General features: G+C 47.0%; 19 protein-coding genes and 1 tRNA gene. 14 read left to right on the plus strand and 6 right to left on the minus strand.

The annotated features are described in order from the left end of the window. The first annotated feature begins 215 nt into the window (after positions 1–215). Both ppa and Q1A08_RS20035 read left to right on the plus strand, forming a co-directional pair. The gene (gene ppa / locus Q1A08_RS20030) at positions 216–752 is read left to right on the plus strand and encodes an inorganic diphosphatase (protein WP_299776182.1); all 537 of its coding nucleotides are present in this window, start codon (positions 216–218) and stop codon (positions 750–752) included. Between the two features lie 166 nt (positions 753–918). Next, a tRNA-Asn gene (locus tag Q1A08_RS20035) sits at positions 919–993 on the plus strand. A gap of 97 nt (positions 994–1090) precedes the next feature. On the opposite strand, the gene Q1A08_RS20040 is transcribed toward Q1A08_RS20035, so the two are convergent. The 3 genes from Q1A08_RS20040 to Q1A08_RS20050 form a co-directional block, all read right to left on the minus strand. Next, positions 1091–1852, minus strand: coding sequence for a hypothetical protein (locus Q1A08_RS20040; protein ID WP_299776183.1), 762 nt, complete (start codon positions 1850–1852; stop codon positions 1091–1093). A gap of 74 nt (positions 1853–1926) precedes the next feature. Further along, positions 1927–2730, minus strand: coding sequence for a serine O-acetyltransferase (gene cysE, locus Q1A08_RS20045; protein ID WP_299776184.1), 804 nt, complete (start codon positions 2728–2730; stop codon positions 1927–1929). A gap of 30 nt (positions 2731–2760) precedes the next feature. Beyond that, entirely contained in the window at positions 2761–3414 is a 654-nt protein-coding gene (locus Q1A08_RS20050; protein WP_299776185.1) for an HAD-IA family hydrolase, read from the minus strand. Positions 3415–3609: 195 nt separating this feature from the next. Between Q1A08_RS20050 and Q1A08_RS20055 the strand changes: the two genes are divergently transcribed. The 3 genes from Q1A08_RS20055 to Q1A08_RS20065 all read left to right on the plus strand — a co-directional run bounded on the left by Q1A08_RS20055 (position 3610) and on the right by Q1A08_RS20065 (position 5506). Further along, complete coding sequence (locus Q1A08_RS20055; RefSeq protein ID WP_299776186.1) at positions 3610–3897, plus strand: TfoX/Sxy family protein; 288 nt, start codon at positions 3610–3612, stop codon at positions 3895–3897. Positions 3898–4133: 236 nt separating this feature from the next. After that, a complete protein-coding gene (locus Q1A08_RS20060; RefSeq protein WP_299776187.1) occupies positions 4134–4472 on the plus strand; it encodes a Rieske 2Fe-2S domain-containing protein in 339 nt (112 codons plus the stop codon). A 131-nt stretch (positions 4473–4603) separates the two neighbouring features. After that, a complete protein-coding gene (locus Q1A08_RS20065) occupies positions 4604–5506 on the plus strand; it encodes a hypothetical protein (protein WP_299776188.1) in 903 nt (300 codons plus the stop codon). Between the two features lies 1 nt (position 5507). Here Q1A08_RS20065 and sfsA read toward each other — a convergent pair whose 3' ends face one another. Continuing rightward, entirely contained in the window at positions 5508–6218 is a 711-nt protein-coding gene (gene sfsA / locus Q1A08_RS20070; RefSeq protein ID WP_299776189.1) for a DNA/RNA nuclease SfsA, read from the minus strand. A gap of 220 nt (positions 6219–6438) precedes the next feature. Between sfsA and dksA the strand changes: the two genes are divergently transcribed. The 9 genes from dksA (at position 6439) to panB (ending at position 16582) form a co-directional block, all read left to right on the plus strand. After that, positions 6439–6885 (plus strand): RNA polymerase-binding protein DksA, encoded by a 447-nt coding sequence (gene dksA, locus Q1A08_RS20075; RefSeq protein ID WP_299776190.1) that lies wholly within the window; start codon positions 6439–6441, stop codon positions 6883–6885. A 36-nt stretch (positions 6886–6921) separates the two neighbouring features. Then, positions 6922–7803: a tRNA glutamyl-Q(34) synthetase GluQRS gene (gene gluQRS, locus Q1A08_RS20080; RefSeq protein ID WP_299776191.1), complete on the plus strand. Its 882-nt coding sequence runs from the start codon at positions 6922–6924 to the stop codon at positions 7801–7803. A gap of 117 nt (positions 7804–7920) precedes the next feature. Next, positions 7921–8100, plus strand: coding sequence for a hypothetical protein (locus Q1A08_RS20085; RefSeq protein ID WP_299776192.1), 180 nt, complete (start codon positions 7921–7923; stop codon positions 8098–8100). Next, the gene (locus Q1A08_RS20090) at positions 8097–11024 is read left to right on the plus strand and encodes an ATP-binding protein (protein WP_299776193.1); all 2928 of its coding nucleotides are present in this window, start codon (positions 8097–8099) and stop codon (positions 11022–11024) included. Before Q1A08_RS20085 ends, Q1A08_RS20090 begins: the two co-directional genes overlap by 4 nt. Before the next feature lie 80 nt (positions 11025–11104). Beyond that, on the plus strand, positions 11105–12499 hold the full coding sequence (locus tag Q1A08_RS20095) for a sigma-54 dependent transcriptional regulator (protein ID WP_299776194.1): 1395 nt from the start codon (positions 11105–11107) through the stop codon (positions 12497–12499). Positions 12500–13230: 731 nt separating this feature from the next. Beyond that, positions 13231–14586, plus strand: coding sequence for a polynucleotide adenylyltransferase PcnB (pcnB, locus tag Q1A08_RS20100; protein ID WP_299776195.1), 1356 nt, complete (start codon positions 13231–13233; stop codon positions 14584–14586). Then, a complete protein-coding gene (folK, locus tag Q1A08_RS20105) occupies positions 14583–15080 on the plus strand; it encodes a 2-amino-4-hydroxy-6-hydroxymethyldihydropteridine diphosphokinase (RefSeq protein WP_299776196.1) in 498 nt (165 codons plus the stop codon). Before pcnB ends, folK begins: the two co-directional genes overlap by 4 nt. Next, on the plus strand, positions 15077–15733 hold the full coding sequence (locus Q1A08_RS20110; RefSeq protein ID WP_299776197.1) for a deoxynucleoside kinase: 657 nt from the start codon (positions 15077–15079) through the stop codon (positions 15731–15733). The genes folK and Q1A08_RS20110 overlap by 4 nt, the downstream gene beginning before the upstream one ends. A gap of 21 nt (positions 15734–15754) precedes the next feature. Further along, complete coding sequence (gene panB / locus Q1A08_RS20115) at positions 15755–16582, plus strand: 3-methyl-2-oxobutanoate hydroxymethyltransferase (protein ID WP_299776198.1); 828 nt, start codon at positions 15755–15757, stop codon at positions 16580–16582. A 41-nt stretch (positions 16583–16623) separates the two neighbouring features. Here panB and Q1A08_RS20120 read toward each other — a convergent pair whose 3' ends face one another. Together Q1A08_RS20120 and Q1A08_RS20125 are read right to left on the minus strand one after the other, a co-directional pair. Further along, a complete protein-coding gene (locus Q1A08_RS20120) occupies positions 16624–18555 on the minus strand; it encodes an SPOR domain-containing protein (protein WP_299776199.1) in 1932 nt (643 codons plus the stop codon). A 113-nt stretch (positions 18556–18668) separates the two neighbouring features. Beyond that, positions 18669–19022 (minus strand): SPOR domain-containing protein, encoded by a 354-nt coding sequence (locus Q1A08_RS20125; protein WP_299776200.1) that lies wholly within the window; start codon positions 19020–19022, stop codon positions 18669–18671. Positions 19023–19062 lie beyond the last annotated feature (40 nt).

The raw sequence follows: 19062 nt of genomic DNA on the forward strand, positions 1-19062 counted from the left end.
TAGTCTAGGCCGCAATGTACCCCTTTCGACCACTAATGTTATCCAAAAACTCTCACATGTTTGTATTGCCATAGACGTACAAGGCAAATCGCACGACTGTCCCCGTGATTAAACCTTAATCTATATAGCCACAGCCCGCGCTGGACGTATATAATTCGCCACCAACTTATTTATGCTCCAACCATTGGGGCCAAACCAACCAGTAGAGTAGCATCATGAGCTTCGACAAGATCCCAGCTGGCAATGATTTGCCTAACGACATCAATGTAGTCATTGAGATCCCTGCCAACGCAGACCCTATTAAATACGAGATTGAAAAAGACGCCGACGCCGTCTTTGTCGACCGCTTTGTTGCGACTCCAATGTTCTACCCTGCCAACTACGGCTATATCCCTGCCACCTTATCTGAAGATGGCGACCCGCTGGACGTGCTTGTAGTGAGCCCATACCCAGTAATGCCAGGCGCTGTTATCCGTAGTCGTCCAATTGGCGTACTTAACATGACTGATGAGTCTGGCCCAGATGCTAAGCTATTGGCTGTGCCACATAGCAAGTTGACCAAGCTATACGAAGATGTAAACGAAATTGGTGACCTGCCAGAGCTTTTAATCAAGCAGATCGAGCATTACTTTGAGAACTACAAAGCACTTGAACCTGAGAAGTGGGTTAAAGTAGATGGCTGGGCCGATGCAGACGCCGCTCGTAAGGAAATCATGGATTCACGTGAGCGCCACCTGGCCCAAGAAAAGTAAATTTTTTGCTTTTGACTCAGTGACTTAGTGACTTAGTATCAAAGCCGCTCATCCTGTACAAACAATCAGCGGCCTTGAAAAAAAATCACTAAATTGCAAAAAAAAGCTTTTCAAAAGCCATCATTGTGGTACTATGCGCGCCGCTGTCAACGAAGACAGACGCAAATCCGGCATAGCTCAGCGGTAGAGCAGTAGACTGTTAATCTATTGGTCCCTGGTTCGATCCCAGGTGCCGGAGCCATACAAGCCCAAGCGGGCAATAAAAAAGGCCATCCTCGGATGGCCTTTTTTTATGGAAATTCACCAGCTAAGCAAACTGGGCGAGCTTAAGCTCGCGACTAACGCTCAGCCAATTGAATCGCTGACAAATCAAAATTCAATGGTGCTGAATCCTCTTTTTGCTCTCCGAGATTTTCACCAACTGGTGCCAGCTCAATATCGCTCGGGGCTTCCATTTCTGGCACCGGCAAAGGACGCTCCGATTCATCAAGCAAATCCTCGCCAGCTTCCGCCAAACTAATGCCACTGAGATCAACACCTATAGGCGGAACCTGCTGCTGCATTTCATCATGATCTAAAAGATTCCCCTGCATTGGCCTCAAGTCAGCCTCAACTGGATATATCTCCACAACCACTTCATCTTCACGATACTGATCCGCCAGTAAGTCGCTGCCAACAGGCGCCAATATCAAGCCCTCCTCTAAGGCGCTCTCTTGACGAGCCTGGACCTTCGGGGCAAAAGCTAAAGTACCACTCGGCTCCTGCAGGCCTGCCCCACTATTCTGCTCAGCAAGCCTTTCTGCCAGGCTCGGCTTACTGGCCTGTTTTTTATCGGCCGCTGACTCAATCGGGGTTGGTGGCGCCTTATTGAGCTCTTGAATCTCTACTTGGGCGCCAGCTTGCTGCAAGGCTTCTGTATAGCGATCAGCTTCCAGTTTTGGGAGGTTTTTCTTGATAACCACAGGCCGGCCAGAAAACAAGCGCTCAAGCTGAGTATCATTCACCTTAAAAAGCTTACCAAGACGCAACTTAACATCTGAAATATTGTGCCCGAGCACAATATCCCCGCGAAAAACTAAGTTGTATCGTTCGTTTGACATAAACACCCTAGGGCTTTGCCCTTATTTTCCTTATATAAGATGTTGCTTTCGTTTAAAGCTAGACCCTTCTAGCGCTACTCGCAACAATCATCCAACTGCTGATCCATATCCAGTGCTGGGCGACCAGGTGACGCCCCTACTGGCTTAGCGGGCACACCAGCAACCGTGGTATGAGCCGCAACAGAGGATAAAACGACACTGCCAGCACCAATTTTAGCCTGCCGACCAATGCAAATATTACCCAAGACTTTTGAACCAGCGCTGATTAAGACCCCTTCGCAAACCGTCGGATGGCGCTTTCCACCCTGACAACCTGAGCCACCAAGGGTAACGGAATGCAGCATTGAAACATTATTATGTACTATCGCCGTTTCACCGATCACCACCCCGGTAGCATGGTCGATCATAATACCTTGCCCAATCGTGGCGGCCGGATGTATATCAACACCAAATTCTTGCGAGATTTGATTTTGAAAATACAAAGCCAAGCCCCTGCGATCACTTCGCCACAAATAATTGGCTACGCGATATGACTGCAAGGCCTGAAAGCCCTTGTAGTACAAAAACGGCATTAAGTACTGATCGCAAGCTGGATCGCGCTCATAATAAGCTTTCATATCAGCTACGGCGGCCGATATCATTTGCGGCTCTTGGCAATAGGCTGCTGAAATGACTTCTCGCAACATCATCGCAGGCACCGCATGGGAATCTAATTTGTTAGCCAAATGAAAGCTTAGTGAAGCAGGCAAATCCTGATGATTTAAGATCGAGCCATGATAGTAACTGGCCAAGCAAGGCTCTGCCTCGCCCGCTAATTTTGCTTCCGTTAATAACTGGGACCAGATCTGGCTGGCTTCGGAGATTGCCTCTGCAGTCATTTTTTCCCCCATTTTCAGCCAATTAGCTGATTAGACCATTTTTAACAATTGTGGGAGTTGCTCCATTTGGCAAAATTGATAAACCCCCGGGCGCTGCAGCAACTCTTGATTACGTAAACCCTGCCCTTCTGGATCAAAGAAACACACTTTCATACCTGCAGCGATTGCCGCCTCGACACCCGCCTGGGAATCTTCAATAACCACACAATCTTCAATCGCAGCATGCTGCTCTTTTGCAGCATGTAAAAATATATCTGGGGCAGGCTTACCGTTAGCAACGTCTACAGCACTATAGATACGGCCAGCAAAGCGGTCCCACAAACCGGTTTTGCCTAAAGTAACCCTCATCTTGCCATGACTCCCGCCCGAAGCAATACAGGTTCGCCACCCCGCAAGCTCAAGCTGATCGATCGCAAACTCAACGCCATTTATTGCCTTTAGGTCTGACTGAAAACGATTGAATGTATCCTCTTGCATCGCCGTCAAAAAGTGACTGGGAATGGGGCCACCAAGCATCTCGATGAGCTGCTTCATACAGCTTTTCATTGAGTAGCCTTTGAATCGATCAAAACACTCCTGCGCACTGACATTTAAATCCAACTTCTGCAAGTGCTCAGCAAAGACCTCTGCGGCGATGGTCTCACTGTCCACAATGACACCGTCACAATCGAATATAACCAACATGCACTTAACCCCTAAAACCTGATAGCAACAGCCCGCAGCTCGAAACAGTGATTGACACCCTAATCAACAAAAGCAACTCTTAGCTGCATAAAATTTGCTCTTAGGGCGTTAGGATGTATTATAACGCTTAGCTTTCTCCATTAAGACCCGCCGGGTTATTAACAATAAATATAACGAAAATGGGAATCTAGCCTTATGTCCGACCGCGATAGTGAGCTACTTGAGCTCAAAAATCTAGGGATTGCTACGGTCAATATCCTTAACGCTATTGGCGTGCACTCTCGTCAGGAGCTCCATTCCATGGGGCCTGTGCAGGCCTATGTCCGCATCAAACAGCGCGGCATCCATGTATCCAAAGTTATGCTCTATGCCCTACAAGGCGCCCTTGATGACAAACATTGGAATGAGCTCAGCCAAGAGACCAAAGACCAATTGGTTCAAGACGCTGACGATCTTGCCGCCGGAGAAAGCGCCGCCCATTAAGTCGACGTCCAAAGCTAATCTAGCGATAAAGTTAATGCGCAAAGGCACTTCACTAGCCCAGAAACAATAATAATTCCCATTTGCTATTGACATGATAATGAAAACCATTATTATTTAAACCGTTGGGCGGCAACGCTCAACTTGAAGCGGCTTTTCGAGTCACTTCTCCTTATCAGGCTAATCACGGTTGTCGGCTACCCTCGGGTAGCCGTTTTTTTATGTGTTAAAGTGTCGCGATGAATACTGATAAGCAATGGCACGATCTCCCATTTAGCCCCGAAGATATCGCTGAAGGTCAAAGTAAAGGCTTTCTGTTAAACCAGCAGGCTTATTTTCTGGTCAAAAAACACGGTCAAGTTTACGGCTATGAAAATAGCTGCCCACACTTAAAGATAAACCTTGAGTGGAAGCCGGACAGCTTTCTCGATTTCGACAAGAGCCTAATTCAATGCTCAAGCCACGGAGCGCTATTTAACATAAAAGATGGCAAATGCGTTTCTGGCCCCTGCATAGGGCAAAGCTTGCAGCCATTGAAGCTAAGAAAGCTAGATCACAGCTGGCAAGCCGAAGCGTAATTTGAATATAAGACCAACAATTACTAAGCATTTTTGAGTATTTACCGAACAAGCAAACAGCATCTACAATGGTTTTAGTGTAGGAAGATACGTAACCAAGCCCAGGAAGGGGCCCGCAAGAGGTATCAAGGATGTCAAATCAAACACAACGACCAAGCCCGTCGAGCTTTATCGGGCAAGCGCGAAGCCAGCTCAAGAAAGAGCTGTCTGAGCTACTCTATTCTTTTATTAGCCAATACAAACCAGCAGCCCCTGCCAAAAGCAATGTCTGGATAGAAGAGTGCAAACGGGATCTGCAGCTAATGCTAAGATCAAGTCGTGCTCGTAAAGCCTATCTGCCACCCTGGCCTCTTGAATTGATTCAGATACAAGAAAAAGATCAAAGCGAACACTTACAAAATCTAAACGACTATCTGCAGCAAGAATTACTAAACAACAACCCCAAGTGTAAACTCACTGTACTGGATGAAAGCTTAGCTAATGAACGCAGTATTGATATGCATGCGAGCAAAATGCTACTTCCAGCATTAAAGGCGAGTTTCCAAGCCAGCCGCGACGTCGCCCCTGAGCTCCACCAAAGACACTGGCTCCACCTAAACTTTAATTTAACTATCGGCCGCCACCTTGCTCTGCACAAACTTGGCCACACTTTCACTGTAAACTTGATAAGCTGCATGCAACTTGCCGGCGCACTCTGCTGCTTGCGTTACTTAGCAACCGCCCTGCAGAAGCGCCCCGACCAATCTGACGCTATAGAATGGCTGGCCTATGACAGCCTAGAAAATATAGCCCCTGAGCTTTCTCAAAAAATCGCCAAGGACTGGCAACTAGGCGAAGAAGTTTGCCAATCCTTAAGCACGACGGGGACATCTGACTCCCTACTAAGCAAAACGCTGGAAGATTGTGATATAGCCAGCAGCAGCTGCTTGCTGTTCAACCAAGAAGTGATTAACGAAGAGGCCGCGGCACATTATCTGAGACAATGGCAGCTTCCCATTCAGCTGTTAAGGCAGTTCGCCCCAAGAAAATCATAAGCTAAGCCCAGTCTAAGGGCTTTCCACTAAGCTTGATCTGCTGATCATCTAAGCTAGCCGAATAAGCCAGCACCTCTACGCCAGCATTTTGAGCCTTTAACAAGCTCTCTGTGTATTCCGGATCAATATCGCGGGCGACAGATATTTGCTCTACAGCACTGTGCTGCACACAAAAAAACAATATGGCTCGCGCTCCAGACTTGGCAATTGTAGCGAGCTCTTCAAGATGTTCACGACCACGTTTGGTGACGGCGTCTGGAAATTCAGCCAAGCCATGCTGCCTCATTAAGGTCATGCTTTTTACTTCAATATAACAAGGCCTAGAGTCATCTTTTGACTCTTCCAGCAGGAAATCCAATCGTTTGCCGCTCGGCAAGCGCACTTCTCGACGACAGCTTTTATAATGCGCCAAAGGTGCAATAAGCCCGGCCATCAAAGCCTCCTCCAAGAGCCCATTAGCGCGAGCGCTATTTACACCCACAAGGTGGCCCCACTGATTTTCAGCAATTTCCCACGTATGGGCATATTTGCGCTTTGGGTTATCAGAGGTGGAATACCAAACCCTACCGCCTTCCACCATGCAGTTTGTCATCGAGCCGGTATTTGGGCAGTGAATGGTTAATTTTTCACCATTCGGGCCGATAACATCGGCTAGAAAGCGTTTGTAACGCCGAATTAACTGCCCTTGGATAAGCGGCGGAGAAAATAACATATAAAAGGCTCTATAGTTTCAAAGCAAGATAGTTTAACGTTGATGCTATGACAGCGGTATCCGTCAAGGTGATACGCGCCAAGAAAACATTGATTAGGCTAAAAATTACTGGCACCTAGGAATGACTTCTGGTAGCTTGCACCGTTCGATTTAGGGACCCTTGAATTAAGGAAAACAGCCCCAACATGCGGGTCTGTAGAAATAAGTAGAGGCGCATAATATGCCCAGCAATAAAAAAGAGGCCGCAGCAGGCTTCACCTTGAGAGGATTCGAGCCTTACCAAGCGAAAAAAGGCGAAGAATACATGAATGATGCTCAAATGGAGCACTTCAAAGGCCTGCTGTTAGCGTGGAAAACCGAACTCATGGAAGAAGTTGACCGCACCATGAGCCATATGAAAGATGAGGCAGCTAATTTTCCTGACCCAGCCGACCGCGCCAGCCAGGAAGAAGAGTTCAGCCTTGAGCTGCGCACTCGTGATCGCGAACGCAAGCTGATTAAAAAGATCGACTCCACCATGGAGCGCATCGAAAATGACGACTATGGCTTTTGTGATGCCTGTGGCGTCGAAATCGGCATTCGTCGTTTAGAAGCTCGTCCAACAGCTACTTTGTGTGTTGACTGCAAAACACTCGACGAGATTAAAGAAAAACAAATCGGCGGCTAATCCCGTTTGGCGCGGCATGAGGCCGCGCCATTTCCCATGTCTACTTCCTATATTGGCCGATTTGCGCCTTCACCTACCGGCCCCTTACATATGGGCTCTTTGCTTGCAGCATTAGCGAGCTTTTTAGATGCACGCTCACAGCAGGGCAAATGGCTGATCAGAATTGAAGATCTAGATCCACCACGAGAACAAGCCGGCGCAACAGACTCAATTTTACACTCCCTGGAAGCCCATGGCCTTCTGCACGATGACGAGATTTGCTTTCAAAGCCAGCGCCATGAGCGCTACCTTGAAGTTTTGGAACAACTGTTAAAGCTTGATGCTATCTTCCCCTGCCAATGCTCCCGCCAAGAGCTGGCAGCAAACAGAGGCATTCATAACGGCCGATGCCACAGCAGCGAAGTAAAACTGCAAAGCCCTGGCTGGGCTTGGCGAGCCGCTATCCGAGCAATCGACTTACAGTTTGACGACGGACTCAAAGGCAAACAAGAGCAAGCTTTAGCTGAAGAGGTGGGCGACTTTGTACTGCTACGTAAAGACGGCTTATTTGCCTATCAACTCGCAGTCGTCGTCGATGATATAGATTTCAATGTAAGTCATATTGTACGCGGAGAGGACCTGCTCAGCTCAACAGCTCGACAGATTTATCTTTATGAGCTTTTAAACTGCACTCCTGCTAGGTACTTTCATTTACCTTTGATCTTGAATACTCAGGGACAAAAGCTCAGCAAGCAAAACCATGCTCCAGCAATTCAATCTAGCCAAGCATCCGAGAATATTTATTACTGTTTACAATTGCTAGGCCAAAATCCAAAGGCAGAATTCAAGGGCGCCCCATGCAAAGAATTAATACAATGGGGTATTGATAATTGGAACTTAGAAAATATCCCGGGCAAGCTGCCAGAGCCGGCGAGTTAAACTGATGATTGCGATATTACTAATACGTTTAAAAAAAGCAGGGCTTACCGTAATATCCAATAAATGTCTAAAGCGAAAACAGTCATAAGCTGCAATTAAGAGACGAGCACGAACAATATGAACAACCAACAAACATTGATCGCCGTGCTCATCATTGCCTATGTCTTTTCGCCCACCCTGCTAAATTGGATGATCAACCCAGAAGGAAGCTGGTTGAGGCCCTACATCATTTGGTTTTTTATGATTATTGCGGCAATTTTTGTTTACCAACCATGGCGTAAAGACGATCAATCATGACTCTGTCAGAAACTTTGGTAATAGCGGCTACCACAGCTTATTTGCTTTCTTTTTTAGCCATTCTATTAGTCGCGGGAAAATTTCGCTGGCTACGACGCTTAAGCCAGCACCCTGCAACCCAAACTTTAGCTCTAGGCGTTTTTGCCAGCGCTTGGAGCTTATACGGTTCGAGTCAATTGGCCTTAGAGTACGGTTATGGTGCATTTGCTTACTACCTAGGAACCGGCACCTTATTTCTCTTTGCGCCCTTAGCTTTGGCTCCACTAGCTGAATTATGCAGACGCTATCAATTGCAGTCGCTAGCCGATCTATTGGTGTTTAGGTATCACAGCAATAGCGCTGGACAACTCGCCACCCTCTTCCTCGCGCTTGCATTAATGCCCTTGCTGGCAGCGCAATTGCAAAGTCTCTCGTTGAGCTATGAGCTCATCACCCATGGCAATCATTACGCCGAAGATAGCATTCACAGTAACGATTTTGCTACTTTAGGTTTTGCTGTCTTAGTACTCATCATCAGCCTGATTGCCGCTAGCAAACAACATTATTCTCGACTACCGCTGGTACTGGCCGCCGATACCATTGTTAAAATCTTTGCCTTTAATGCAATCGGTCTGCTGGCGATTTTTGCTGTATTTGGCGGCTTTGATCAACTTGACAATTGGCTATTAGAGCACCCAGAAAACGTTAACCTTCTGTATTCGCCGTTACGAGAAACATCATCTCACACTCTGCTACTTGTCTTTATTGCCAGCTCTCTGATCACCCCCAATCTCTTTCATAGTGCCGTTATTCAGCAACCAAGAAGTAATATCAGGAGAATTCTGCCCTGGGCCTTCCCTACGCTTTTGCTGCTTTTTGCCTTTCCTATCTTCCCTGTACTTTGGGCCGGCTTTGAGAGAGGCGTACTAACTCAACCAGAATTTTTTGCTTTAGGGCTTCCAATCTCTATGGAGCGACCCGCCTGGACACTCATTATGTTTATCGCTGGCGCATCGGCATCAGCAACAGCTTTGATCACGATATTGATCAGCCTTAGCACTATGGTCGTCAATCACTGCTTATTGCCTATGGCTGGAATCCGCCGTGGTAGTGGGCTCAGCAAGCAATTGAAAAGGCTACAGCAAATCGCTATTTGCTGCTTAATGATTATTACCCTTGGGCTTTATAGTTTGTGGCAAGGCCAACACAGTTTAACCGAGCTTGCCTTGCTGAGTTTTATTGCAGGGGCACAATTTGTGCCTGGTTTAATTGCCATCAGTTATTGGCCCAGCGGTAATCGCCAAGGATTTTTAGCAGGACTGAGTGCGGGGGCCGCGATTTGGCTTTTAGGCTTGGCCATGCCCACACTATTTAATATTAAGAGTATTAATTTAGGCTACGGGCCGCACCTTCAACTGGGTTTAGAACATTGGGATACAGTGGCGCTCTTATCACTTACCATCAACAGCCTGATATTTGCCTGGGTATCTTATCGCAGCCAGGCTACAGCAGAAGAAGTTTATAGCGCAGAGCTTTGTGCGGAAAACGAGCTGAGCCAACCGAAGCGCAGCAGCTTAGACGTTTTTTCTGTCAGCGATGTTGAGCGGCGCTTAAGCTCCGCGCTCGGCAATCAACCAAGCCGTGAAGCTATCAGCAAAGCCTTGAGCCAACTCAAACTGGATGAAAATGAACGACGTCCATACGCACTCCGACGATTACGCGATCAACTTGAAGCGAACCTGAGCGGAATTTTGGGCGTTAATATGGCTCAAGAAATTATCAGCAAGTACATCCCGCTGCGAAAACACAAAGGCTCATCTACCGATGTTACCTTTATGGAAGAGCGGCTTGAGCAGAATCAAAACAAACTGGTAGGCCTCCCGGCTGAACTAAACAATCTGCGACTTTATCACCGCCAAACCCTGCAAGAGCTTCCCATGGCCGTTTGTTCCATTGGCCAAGATTTAGAGGTCGTACTTTGGAACAAAGCAATGGGACATTTAACACGCCTAGCTGGCGACAAAATTAGCGGCTCACACTTAAACGAATTGCCTCCTCCATGGGGGCCGATTATTAGAAACTTTTACCACAGTGGAGCAACTCACTGGGCTAATCAAGAAGTAGAGATTGATGGCCAGCCTCATTGGATCAGCTTGCATGTGGCAAAAGTTCAAACGCCTATGGAAGGCCGCGCCCAAGGCACCGTCATACTGTTAGAAGATGTTACCGAAACTCACCGACTTGAACAGGAGCTTATGCATAATGAGCGCCTAGCATCGGTTGGTCGTCTAGCGGCAGGGGTCGCCCATGAAATTGGCAACCCAGTAACAGGCATTGCCTGTCTAGCACAAAACCTACGCTATGAGTCAGAACCTGAAGACACTCAAGAAACGGTTGCACAGATTCTTTCGCAAACCGACCGTATTACCCGAATAGTGCAGTCACTAGTTAACTTCTCTCATACTGGCCAAGGTGATCAAAGCCAACTTCAAAGTATTCAGATTCGTGAGTGTGTAGCCGAGGCTATCCACCTTCTGGAATTACACCCAGAGAAGCAAGAATTGCAGTTCATCAATAAGGTATCCGAGCAGTATCTGATACTGGGTGACAGCCAACGCTTGATTCAAGTGTTTATCAACCTGCTCAGTAACGCTAGAGACGCAAGCCCTGCTGGGGCCGAAGTTACAGTAGAGGCAGAGCCAAGCAAAGATCAGTTGATACTGAGAGTAACGGATCAGGGCCCAGGTGTACCCGAAATGATAATGGAGCGCATACTCGAACCATTTTTTACCACCAAAGACCCTGGAGAAGGCACCGGCCTTGGCCTCGCAATGGTTTATAGCATCATGGAGGAGCATTCTGGAAGCGTCGAAATACGCAACCTAGGCCCTAAAGAGAACCCCTCAGGCGCGCAATTCATCTTAAAATTCCCCCTTAAGCCTTGAAACTGTGTGCTATGGAGGTAACACTATGCCTCCCCTGAAAAAGTAACAGTAACACTGATCAATTGGTGAGCAGCTAAGCTATGAGCAACATTTTGATTGTGGAAGATGAAGCCATTATCCGGACCGCCTTGCGCAAGCTATTAGAGCGCCACAAATATACCGTGAGTGAAGCCAGCTCGGTTAAAGAAGCTACCACCAAGTATAAGCTCACCAATTTCGAGTTGATCATTAGTGATTTACGCCTGCCTGGCGGACCGGGGACCGACCTCATTCAACTAGCTGGTGATATCCCAGTATTGATTATGACCAGCTATGCCAGCTTGCGCTCCGCTGTAGACTCTATGCGGATGGGTGCCGTTGATTATATCGCCAAGCCATTTGACCACGATGAGATGCTAGCCTCGGTGCGTCGAGCAATAGGTAAAGCCAACGCTGCCGCAAAGGCCCTCAATCAATCAAAATCCTCAAGCCAAGCTATTGCCGGCATGATTGGCAGCAGCCAGGTAATGAAGAACCTCTACAATCGCATACACAAAGTTGCGCCGACAGGCGCAACCGTATTGGTACATGGTGAAACCGGCACAGGTAAAGAGCTCGCAGCAAAAGCTATTCACCAAGAGAGCCCTCGCGCCCAGAACCCACTGATCAGCGTAAACTGCGCGGCGATTCCAGAAACCTTGATTGAATCAGAGCTGTTTGGTCACGAGAAAGGGGCATTTACCGGTGCTGACAGCCATCGTGAAGGGCTTATTGCCGCCGCTGACGGTGGCACCTTGTTTCTGGACGAGATTGGTGAACTCCCCCTTGAAGCTCAAGCGAGACTGCTACGGGTGCTACAAGAAGGAGAGGTTCGCCCTATTGGCTCTATCCACTCTCAAAAAGTGGATGTTCGTCTCGTCGCGGCTACCCACCGTGATCTGAGGAAGCTTTCCGATGAAGGGCGCTTTCGCCAAGACTTGTACTTCCGCATTAATGTAGTGCAACTGGATCTACCGCCCTTGCGAGAGCGAGGCAAAGACGTTATTTCATTAGCCGAACACATGCTCACACGCTACTGTGAAGCCTTTAAAAAGCCAGCTTTACGTCTAAGCCCTGAAGCGATACAGGCGATAACCACCTATACCTGGCCTGGTAACGTGCGCGAAATGGAAAACGCCATGCAGCGCAGCGTCATATTGTGCGAGGACGACAAAGAGATCTCACACGACCTTCTAGGGATCGACCTCGACCTTGTCGAAATAGACGACCCGACCGATATTAAAATTATTCAATCTACTTTAAGACCCCGCAAACCGACCCAAGAACCAGCGGAAGACCTCTCTCTAGAAGACTACTTCCAACGCTTTGTGTTAGAACACCAAGACACAATGAGTGAAACAGAACTCGCTCGCAAGTTGGGAGTCAGCCGCAAATGCCTATGGGAACGACGTCAGCGCTTGGGCATTCCACGCAAAAAAACCAATCAAGCAAAATAGTAGACCTCTCAAGCCCACCTCAGTCCTAAGCACAACTTAAGTGCCAAGCCCATGGTGGGCTGGCATACGATTGACCAAAAAGTTCCCCATCTTGACCCAAAGTGTTACCCGCGCAAGCCAATACGTAACGTTCTGCGAGATTTTCGGTAACGAATTTGGGTAGCAAATAATCTGCTTTTTTCAAGAAATTTTTATAAGTCATTGTTTTTAAAAGAATTTTAAATATTGGCACGCTAAATGCTTTTATAGTCGCCAAATAATAACAACAAATAATAAAAATAAATCAACAGACACAATAATAATAACGATACTTAATATGCATGGTTAATGCATAGTGATTACAGTAGTGAATATATTGATACTGCTGACCTCTAAAAATAAGCACAACAACAAAAAATAACAATAACAAGCGTAAAACTGACTGACTGCACTGGACAGGGTTTGCCAGAAAAGCAAGTTGCTAATGGGGGCAAGGACTCGCCCCACTAATAACAATAACGAGGTATTCGTTAGTACAAGTTACCACCTTGCTTGAACGGGAAGCTTTATGCTTCCCGTTTTGCTATCTCCGATATCAGTATTTCTAGTTTGCTACCTTTATTCCCTTACATGGGCCTATTCGAATAACCATGTTACACTTTGCCCCATTCTAAAAACGCAATACCTAGCCTGCCCTAAAGAGCGGCCTTTATTGCCTTATTGAGCCGAGAATCAGGCCCTGTCCTAATAATATGTTTACACGCGTTATCCGTTCTATTAATAGCTTGTTTAAGTCTTCTAGCCAGTATGAATACCCGCAAGAAGCTAAGATTATCCCTCGTGATCAACACAGTATTTCACGAAAGCGCATTAGCCGCAGTGCGATCAAAGTAATGAAGGTGCTCAATGAAGCAGGCTTCGAAGCTTATCTGGTTGGCGGAGGTGTGCGCGACACCTTATTGGGAGGCAGTCCTAAGGATTTTGATGTTGCCACTAATGCAACTCCTGAGCAGGTGCGCAAGCTCTTTAGAAGCGCCCGGATAATTGGCCGTAGGTTCCGAATTGTTCATGTACGCTTTGGCCGCGAGATCATCGAAGTTACAACCTTTAGAGCCAATCACGACAGCTCCTCAAACAGCACCGAGTCACGCCAGTCCAAAGAAGGTATGCTGTTACGCGACAACGTTTTCGGCGATTTACGCTCAGACGCCTTGCGCCGTGATTTCACTGTGAATGCACTCTACTATTCTTTAGATGGTTTTAGCATCCACGATTACACCAATGGCGTTAGCGATCTCGACAATAAACTTATTCGTATGATTGGCGACCCCAAAACCCGCTACCAAGAAGACCCTGTGCGCTTGCTGCGTGCAGCAAGGTTTGCTGCCAAGCTAGGTTTTGATATCGAGCCGAATTCCGCCGCCCCCATTAAGCAAATGGCGCCCCTATTAGAGAATATTTCTTCTGCCCGCCTATTTGATGAATGTCTAAAGCTATTCTTAGGTGGCAAGGCCCAGGCTACACTGGATAAGCTAAGAGAATATGAACTACTAGCGCCCCTGTTTCCCGCTACGGCGGCAAGACTCGATCGTGACGAGGGCTTCGATCAAGCCCTGTTAAAACTGGTGATGCAAAACACCGATCGCAGACTTGCCAATGAGCAAAGAGTTACTCCAGCCTTTATTCTTGCGGCCTTACTTTGGGGGCCTTTGCAAGATGCTCTCGCACAACAGGACCCTAAAAATCCCCCCGCAATGCGGATGCATAAGGCCGCCCAAAAAGTCATCGATGCACAATTAAAGCATACTGCAATTCCCAAGCGCTTTTTGATTACCATGCGAGAGATCTGGGATTTACAGGGCCGCCTGCCCTTACGTGCAGGAAAACGCGCTGTACGCCTAATGGAGCATCAACGCTTCCGTGCAGCCTATGACTTCCTACTGTTAAGAGAAAACGCCGGGGAAGATTGCCAAGGTTTGGGCAAGTGGTGGACTGAGTTCCAGGATGCTGATGAGGCCAGACAAGAGGAAATGCTAGCAGCTCTTCCTAAAGGGAAGCGACCACGCCGAAAAAGACGTAAGCCTGCCAATAAAGAAGCCTCCTCATGACAGAGGCTTTTATTGGCTTAGGCGCCAATCAGGGCGATGTGCTGACGACCCTGAAGAGTGCCTTAAAGCTTATAGAGGCTCATGAACAATGCCAGCTGCTTGCTTGCTCGAGTTTTTATCGCAGCAAAGCATTGACCTTAGATGACGAGCCTCAAGATGACTATCTTAATGCCGCATGCAAAATAGAAACTCAACTTGAAGCCATTCAATTATTGGATTTTTTGCAATCTATTGAGGACAAACTCGGACGAGTTCGCCAAAAACGCTGGGGCGCAAGGACCATTGATTTAGATATCTTGCTATTTGGCCAACAGCAAATCAGCAGCTCAAGACTGGCTGTCCCCCACCCCCAAATAAGCAATAGAAACTTTGTCATGCAACCACTTTTAGAGCTGGATGAAGATTTAAAGATTCCTACAATGGATTCTTTAAAAACATCTGCAAAGGCTTTAGGCTGGGAAGGCTTAGAGCGTCTGCCAGAGGAAGCACAATGAGTCATACTGAGAGCTTATCGCGTCGCTTGATCGCGGTTGAAGGGCCAATAGGGGTAGGAAAAACCGCTTTTGCCAGCAAGCTGGCTCAACATATCGGCGCCAGCACTTTATTGGACAATACTCAGAGTAACCCATTTCTAACTCGCTTCTACAACGACCCCAAGTCACTTGCACTGCAGACCCAACTGTTCTTTTTATTTGAACGCATTAGGCAACTTGAAGGCCTGCAGCAAAGTGACCTCTTTGCAGGAAATACTGTCTGCGACTTTTTAATTGATAAAGACCAGCTATTCGCACATGTCGTTCTCGACGAAGACGAATTAAAGATTTACCAGCAGGTGTTTAGCCACTTAAAATTCAAAGCCCCTAGTGCCGATTTAGTCGTTGTCCTGCAAGCACCTGCTGAAGTTTTAATGGAGCGTATTAATCAACGCGCAGTTGAGCAAGAGCAAAATATCAGCTTAGAGTATTTACAGCGCTTAAATGAAGCCTACACACAGTTTTTCCATCACTACCAGTCATCTCCCTTATTGCTCGTAAATGCAAGCGAGATTGACCCGATCAATAATGAAGAGCACTTTTTAGAGCTGCTTGAATACATGCAAAATATTCACTCAGGCCGCCATTACTATAACCCGAACCCTGCGATTTAATTCACTGCTAAGGAGTCAATTATGCCTTACGCCAGCCCACAAGCCGAAAGCAAACTTACAACGGCTGTAACGACAAGCACGCTGCGCAAAATGAAAGCTGAGGGTGAAAAGTTTATTACTGTTGCCCTTTACGATGCCCCCATGTCTGCGATGGCGCAACGCTGTGGTGTTGAGGTTCTGCTAGTTGGCGACAGCTTAGGCATGACCGTTCTAGGCTATGACAGCACAGTCCCCGTTACTATGGAACAAATGATTTATCACGTTGAAGCGGTAAGGCGAGGCAATGACAAATCATTAATCATGGGTGACATGCCCTTTATGACCTACGCCACACCAGAACAAGCCATGATCAATGCGACCCGCATTATGCAAGCGGGCGCTCACATGGTGAAAATCGAAGGCGGTGAATGGCTGGCACCAACCGTAAAAATGCTCGGTGAACGAGGCATTCCTGTTTGCGCACACTTAGGCCTAACCCCCCAATCCGTGAATAAACTGGGTGGTTTTAAAATTCAAGGGCGCGATGATAAGCAGGCCGAAACTATCCTGCGTGACGCAAAGCTACTCAATGAAGCCGGAGCAGACTTACTGGTTTTAGAGTGTGTTCCCAGCGAGCTTGCTAAGCGCGTTACCGAAGCTGTTTCCATGCCTGTGATCGGCATTGGCGCCGGCCGAGACACTGATGCTCAGGTTTTGGTTATAAACGACATTCTAGGTTTGACTGAAAAGCCGCCAAAGTTCTCTAAGAACTTTTTAATCGAAGCAGGAGACATCCCCAGCGCTTTAAATAAGTATGCGGCTGACGTTAAATCCAAGGTATTTCCTGCCGACGAGCACAGCTTCAACTAGAAAGCTTTGATCCTAATGACTGTTGCCCCTAGATACTGTATCTAGATACTACAAGGGGGCAACAACTCTCCCTTCAACCTCACGACATAGCCATCAATCTTTGCTTGGAAACTACGTAAATATTGGCGAGCGTTTTCAAAATCTAGAAATTTTCCAGAATAGACGGCCAACTGGCCATTACGGCGAACTCTACATAACGGTTCGAGATCCTGATTCTGCTTTACAAAACGCCCTTCATTAATTGGCCCCCTAAAAGTCGCCAGCTGGACTGTGTAAAATACCTGGCCTTCCTGTGGCTGCCAAAGATTATCCAGCCTGCCATTATCAAAAATTGTTTCCTGATCCTCTACAAACTTTTCCGTATTGGCAGAAATGTCGTCCGTTTGCTGATATTGAAGCTGCCCTTGTGAACTCTCTGCGAATCTCTCGCTGGAAGCGACAAGTTCTATATTCCGCCTCCGATAAAAAGCAGGTGTTTGCGCTGCTTCTTCTTCAACAACCGAAGGGCTTCTTCTTTCTGGATTTTTATCCGGCGCTATTACATCAAGCTGAACCACCGGGTTACGAGATCGCAAGCCGCCGCCTTGATTGGCGAGCGCTTGGCTGATAGATGAATCCCCCAAATTAATTTGAGAAAGGCTTTGCAAACCTGACACTCTTTTAGTGGCACTGCTTGGTTCTTTTTTCAATGCACTGGAGGCTGGCATCACACCCTCTGTAGTTCCAGCAAGTGCTTGAGCAATTGAGCTCGGCTTAGGCTTTTTAACAATATCAACTTTAGGTCGGGTTTTTGAGTAGAGTACGACCCTATCATTATCGCTACAATCGAACATATCTTCTTCACTAAGCTTAAGCTCGTAGGCGTTAACACCTTTGCGCTGTAAGTTTTTGATGTAGCTTTTTAACTGTTTACGACTTTCAAACACACCACTATAGGCTACAAACTTACCATTTCGTCTGGTGCGGCAAATAAAATCAACCTGCTTATTGTTGTTGATAAACTGCAAGCGCTTTTCGTGGGTCGCAAAGCTAGCTATTTGGGAGGTAAAGTAGCTCTTTTGATAAGGTAGCTGAGCAGGTGAAACCTTTGCAATCGAATCTGGGTGCGATACCAGCCACAATTCTCGCGCACCATCACAACTAAACATATCCTCTTGCTTAAGCCTTAAAACATAAGCACCTTTGATCCGACTTGGTAAACTCTTTAAGCGAGCCCGCGCCTCAGACTCCGTTTCGAATGCACCACTATAAGCGGTGTAGCGGCCATTACGCCTCTGTCGACAAAGTAATTCTTCAATTTTGTTTTCAGCAACGAAACTATTTCGCGCTTCTTGCCCTTCAAAACTTGCCAGCTGAACGGTGTAATAGCTGGCCATGACTGCTGCACCGCTTGTTGGGGCTATTGAAACTGTAGCGGCTGATTCAGTAGAAACCTCTTTAGACTTCGCGGTTAAGTTTCCGTAGTTCTTATCGTCATACATTTGAATAAGGCGAACACCGGGGACTTCTCGGCTTTTATCTACTTGCACGACTGCAGGGCGCCACAAACTAGGCTCAAGAGTACCAACCATGACTAGAGCTACCATGGTATCTAGCGCTTCTTGCTGCTTAATAAACTCCCCGACATAAACAAAAGCTTGTTGCCCAGATAATTGGGTGCGGTGGAAAACAGGCAGTTCTTCAGGTAACTGGGGCATGGCATCCCCAGAGGTAAGCAATTGAATAGAGTAACGTTGGCCAGCTTCGATTTGAGCTTCCACGGTGTCACTATCACAACGGTATTTTTTTAGTAAGCCTGCGCTTAGACAGAAGCTTTCATTAAAGTCTTCAGTTTTAGTACTGTTGATAGACTGACTTTCCGCAGTATCTAGCAGCTCGTCCTCTACCGCTAAATCTGCTGATTTTGGGACTGCCCCCAGCTGCCAGCTGCCCAATACCATTAAGAGGCCTAATAAGCCCTTCCCTAAAGCCATAAGCATTCCTATTGTTCTGTAGCTCTTAAGTACCCCGATTCTACGTCACTTTGAGTTGATTCACAGCCGTACGAAAGATTGAAAGAACCCCTAAGCTCAGAGTAAGCGTTCATTTAGAGCAATTGCTTAAGTCTCTCCTCGAGATTCAAGCAAGGCCTTAAGCTAACATTATCCAACTTGACAATATAAGCACCCAACTTTTCCTGCCCAGGCAGGTCAAACAAGTGAGGACGGGCATCTTTAAAGCTTTCATAAACGCCGTAATAAACAACATAGGCATTTCGGCTGTTGCGGCGACAATAGAGCGGGTATTGCTGGTATTTATCGATTAATTCAGCCCTTGCGGCCTCAGTTCGATATGCGCCCAACTGGATACTAAATACTCGGTCGTATTGAGCTGCCTCTGACAAACCACTTTTAGCAGTAAAAAGTACCGCCAAAAACAAAACAACATACCTAAATATCACAATAACACCTTTGACTATCTACTTCACAGAAGCATACCCT

This window comes from uncultured Pseudoteredinibacter sp. (assembly GCF_947500695.1).
In the GTDB taxonomy this organism is placed as follows: domain Bacteria; phylum Pseudomonadota; class Gammaproteobacteria; order Pseudomonadales; family Cellvibrionaceae; genus Pseudoteredinibacter.